At 71.4% G+C, this 2722-nt stretch carries 2 protein-coding genes; both read left to right on the forward strand.

The window, feature by feature from the left end:
• On the forward strand, positions 1–894 hold an 894-nt coding region (locus INE98_RS13005), incomplete at its 5' end, for an acyl-CoA dehydrogenase family protein (protein WP_293539395.1).
• 54 nt (positions 895–948) lie between these two features.
• Positions 949–2721, forward strand: coding sequence for an AMP-binding protein (locus tag INE98_RS13010; RefSeq protein WP_293539397.1), 1773 nt, complete (start codon positions 949–951; stop codon positions 2719–2721).
• The last annotated feature ends 1 nt before the right edge of the window (position 2722 follow it).

The raw sequence follows: 2722 nt of genomic DNA on the forward strand, positions 1-2722 counted from the left end.
CGATCTATCCTGGACTACGGCACCGAAGATCAGAAGAAGACCCACATCCCGCCGATCGTGCGCGGCGAGGTGCGCTGGTGCGTCGGCTATTCCGAGCCCAACGCTGGCTCTGACCTGGCCTCCCTGCAGACCCGCTGCGAAGACAAGGGCGATCACTGGCTGATCAATGGCCAGAAGATCTGGACCTCCGGCGCCCAGTACTCAGACTGGTGCGGCGCCCTGGTGCGGACGGACCCGACGGTGAAGAAGCATGACGGCATCAGCTTCCTGCTGATCAACATGCGCCAGCCGGCCATCGAGACCCGTCCGATCAAGCTCATCGCCGGGGCCTCTCCCTTCTGCGAGACCTTCTTCACCGACGCCGTGGCGCCCAAGGACGCCCTTCTGGGAAAGCTCAACGAGGGCTGGTCCGTGGGCAAGCGCCTGCTGCAGCATGAGCGCGCCAGCCAGACCGGCGTGTCCATGGGCGGCCGCGCCACCCCGCTGGAGGACATCGCCCGCAAGTACGTGGGCGAAGATGGCAAGGGCCGGATCGCCGATGGCGACCTGCGCACCCGCATGATCCGCCACCTCATGGACGCCCGGGTCCACAGCCTGACCCTGGCCCGCGCCGCGGCCGAGGCCAAGGGCGCCTCGGGCGCCACCAACGCCGCCTCCGTGCTCAAGAACTCGGCCACCAACGTGGCCCAGATCCGGCAGGAGATGGTGCTGGAGATCATGGGCCACCAGGGACTGGGCTGGGAGGGAGAGGCCTTCACCTCCGCCGAGATCGAGGCCGTCCGCAGCTGGCTCTCCGGCCGGGCCATGTCGATCTATGGCGGCTCGGTGGAGGTGCAGAACAACATCATCTCCAAGCGCATCCTGGGCCTGCCGGACACCACCCAGTCGGCCTGACCCGGCGTCGGCTTTCGCTTGCAGTCGGCGGCGGGTCCGTCCATCGAGGGGGCCATGGACATCGCCCAGGCCCCGATCCGCGACCCCCGCTACGCCCCCGCCCGGCTTGAGGTGGAGGAGAGACCCGACGGGTCCCGGATCCTGTTCAACCCGACTCCGCTCGACGGGCCCTTCCCGACGGTGGCCGGTCCTCTTCTCCATTGGGCCGAGAGGGCGCCCGCCCGGACCTGGCTGGCCGAGCGGTCGGGCGAGGGCTGGCGGGAGGTCAGCTATGCAGAGGCCGCCGGACGCGTCGCCGCCCTGGCGGGAGGCCTGAGGGAACGGGGGATCGGCGGGCCCCGGCCCCTGCTGATCCTCGCCCGTAACGGGATCGACCACGCCCTCATCTCCTACGCGGCCATGAGCCAGGGCATGCCGGTCGCGCCGGTCTCGCCCCAGTACGGCCTGCCGGGCGCCAACCTGTCGCGCCTGGCCCAGGCGGTGGAGACCCTGAACCCCTCGGCCATTTATACCGAGGACGCCGCCCTCTTCGGCGAGGCCCTGGCGGCGCCCTTCCTGGCCGGCCTGCCGGTCATCGCCGGCTGCAACGCCCGCCCGGGGGACGTGTCCCTGGCCGACCTGGAGCGGGCCTCCCCGGCGGCGCCTTCGGCGCGTCCGGACGACCACGCCAAATACCTCCTGACCTCCGGCTCCACCGGCCGCCCCAAGGCGGTGATCAACCTGCAGGCGCGCATGGCCGCCAACGCCGCCCAGGTGGCCGCCTGCTTCGCCGACCCCGACCCGCCGGTGGTGGTCAACGCCGCCCCCTGGAGCCACAGCCTGGGCGCCAACGCCATCCTGCACATGGTCCTGCACCGGGGCGGGACCCTCTACATCGACGCCGGCCAGCCGGTGGAGGGCCGCTTTGGCGACACGGTGCGGAACCTGCGCGAGGTGGCGCCGACCTATCACAACATGGTGCCGGCGGGCTGGATGATGTTCGCCGGCGAACTGGAGGCGGACCCTGTCCTGGCCCGCAATTTCTTCTCCCGGGTTCGCCTCCTGCAGTATGGCGGGGCCAATCTGGGCCAGGAGATCTGCGACCGGATCCAGGCCGTCGCCGTGCGCACGGTGGGCGAGAGGATCAGCTTTTCCTCGGGCTATGGCGCCACCGAGACCGGGCCGACGGCGGCCAATGTCCACTGGCCCAACACCCGCATGGGCATGATGGGCCTGCCCCTGCCGGGCACGACGGTGAAGCTGGCGCCCATGGCCGGCAAGCTGGAGTTCCGGGTGAAGGGGCCGCAGGTCACGCCCGGCTATCTGGGCCAGCCCGAGCTGTCCGCCGCCAGCTTCGACGAGGAGGGCTTCTACCGCCTGGGCGACGCGGCGCGGCTGGTCGACCCCGACGATATCCGCAAGGGCCTGGCCTTTGACGGACGCCTCTCCGAGAACTTCAAGCTGGCCAGCGGCACCTTCGTGAACGTCGGCGAGCTGCGCATCGCGGTGATCGGCGCCGTGGGCGACGCGGTGACCGACGCCATCGTCTGCGGCGAGGGCGAGGCGGGGGTCGGCCTGCTGTTCTACCCACGTCCCGGCCATGGCCCCGAGGTGGTGGCCGAGGCGGTCCGGGCGGGCGTGGCGGCGCACAACGCCCGGGGCGGCGGCGGCGCCGGGCGGGTGGCCCGGGCCCTGGTCCTGCCCGACGGCCCGGACGCCAACGCCGGGGAGATCACCGACAAGGGCTACATCGCCCAGCCGGTGGCGCGGGCCTTGCGGGCCGCCTTCATCGGGCGGATGTTCGCAGGCGCGCCGGACCCCGGCGTGATGGTTTTCGAGACGGCCTGAC

Source organism: Phenylobacterium sp., from assembly GCF_020253645.1.
GTDB lineage: Bacteria > Pseudomonadota > Alphaproteobacteria > Caulobacterales > Caulobacteraceae > Phenylobacterium.

Excerpts from the sequence above, each read along its gene's own strand:
- INE98_RS13010 (WP_293539397.1), top strand. The coding sequence starts at position 949 with ATGGACATCGCCCAGGCCCCGATCCGCGACCCCCGCTACGCCCCCGCC.